Annotated in this window: 2 protein-coding genes; both read left to right on the top strand. The window is 62.6% G+C overall.

What is annotated here, in order from left to right; genetic code table 11:
- The coding region (locus ACE3OH_RS06955) for a GspE/PulE family protein (RefSeq protein ID WP_374349991.1) at positions 1-1,157 on the top strand (1,157 nt) is incomplete at its 5' end.
- The coding region (locus tag ACE3OH_RS06950) for a hypothetical protein (RefSeq protein WP_374349988.1) at positions 1,138-1,847 on the top strand (710 nt) is incomplete at its 3' end. The genes ACE3OH_RS06955 and ACE3OH_RS06950, both read left to right, overlap by 20 nt.

Here is a 1,847-nt window from a genome sequence, read left to right as displayed (position 1 = left end):
TGGTCAACTCGACCCTGTTCGATGGCCTGCGCTATGAAGCCAGCGATATCCACCTCGAAACCACGCCGGCCGGCCTGGTGGTGAAGTTCCGGGTGGACGGGGTCTTGATCGAAGTCGCCACGCTGGCCAACCCGAGTCTTGCCGAGCAGGTGATTTCACGGGTGAAAGTGCTGGCCGACCTGGATATCGCCGAACGCCGCATTCCGCAAGATGGCCGTTTTCGCATCAGCGTGCAGGGCCGCGATATCGATATCCGCGTCTCGATCATGCCCAGCATCCATGGCGAAGATGCGGTGCTGCGGATTCTCGACAAGCAGGCCTTGATCGACCAACTGCAACGCCTGACCCTCGACACCCTGGGTTTCGATGCCCATACCGTCGCCCTGCTGCGCCGGCTGGCCGCCGAGCCTTATGGCATGTTGCTGGTAACCGGGCCAACGGGTAGTGGTAAAACCACCACCTTGTATGCCGCGCTGACCGAGATCAATACCGGTAAAGACAAGCTGATCACCATTGAAGACCCGGTGGAATACCAGCTCAATGGCGTGCTGCAGATTCCGGTAAATGAGAAAAAGGGCCTGACTTTCGCCGTCGGCCTGCGCTCCATCCTGCGCCACGACCCCGACAAGATCCTGGTTGGCGAAATTCGCGATCCGGAAACGGCGCAGATTGCCGTGCAATCGGCGCTGACCGGTCACCTGGTATTTACCTCGGTCCACGCCAACAACACCTTCGATGTGATCGGCCGCTTTATGCATATGGGGGTCGACCCCTATAGCTTCGTGTCCTCGCTGACCGGTGTGGTAGCGCAGCGGCTGGTGCGGCAGAACTGCCCACATTGCGCGGCGCCCTACACGCCGAGCGAAGAATTACTGGCCTTCTCCAACCTTACCGACATCCGCGACTATCGCTTTATGGCCGGCAAGGGCTGCAGCCATTGTCGTGGCACCGGATTCAAGGGCCGCCGCGCTGTTGCCGAGGTGCTCAAGCTGTCGGACGATGTACGGGAAATGATCATCGGCCGCGCCACTATCCGCGCCTTGAAGGAACAGGCACGGTTGGAGGGCACCCGCTTTCTGCGCGATGTGGCGCTCGACTTGGTCAAGGCGGGCCATACCACGCTGGAGGAGGTGAACCGTGTCACATTCATTGCCTGAGCGCTGGTTACCCCGGCTGTTACGTCCCACGCTGCGCATTGCCTTGCTGGCGCAATGCGACGCGCAGCTGGCCCGGTTTGGCCGGGTGCAACAGCAATGGCAGTGCATTCCGCTGCAGCCATCGGCCCGCCACGGACTGGCCGACGCCTTGACTTTTACCCTAAGCCAGGCGCCGGCAACACTGCCGCCGGCTGGCCGGGTGCGCCTGTTGCTGCCCGATAGCGTGGCCCAATATCGTCTGCTGCCTTGGACAGCGTCGTTTACCGATCAACAGGAACTCAATCAGTTCGCCCTGGAAAGCTTCGCCCTGGCCGGCCTGCCGGTGCGCGACGGCTGGGCGGTACAGGCTGCCTGGCAGGGTGCCGACGCACCGGCACTGGCCTATGCCTTGCCGCATGCGCTGCTCGACAGCCTGCAAGGCAGGCTCGATCAATATGGCCTGCAGCTGGAACGGGCAGTACCGCTCAGTGCAGCGCGCCATTATGGCCAGCTGTCGTTCCGCCGCCACCACCATGCCTGCCTGCTCAATAGCGGCTCGGCCTTGTCATGGCTGGCCTATCGCCATGGCAAGCTGGCACAGCACCTGGTGGAAGCGCGCCATGCCGATCTGGCCGCAACCCTGCGCCGCCTGCTCGCCCGCTGCGATAGCGCGCTGTCGCCCTTGGCTGACTACCACACACTCACCGTAGT

The sequence above is a fragment of the Chitinimonas sp. genome (assembly GCF_041904975.1).
Classification (GTDB): Bacteria; Pseudomonadota; Gammaproteobacteria; order Burkholderiales; family Chitinimonadaceae; genus Chitinimonas.
This window is presented reverse-complemented; position numbering and strand designations above follow the sequence as displayed.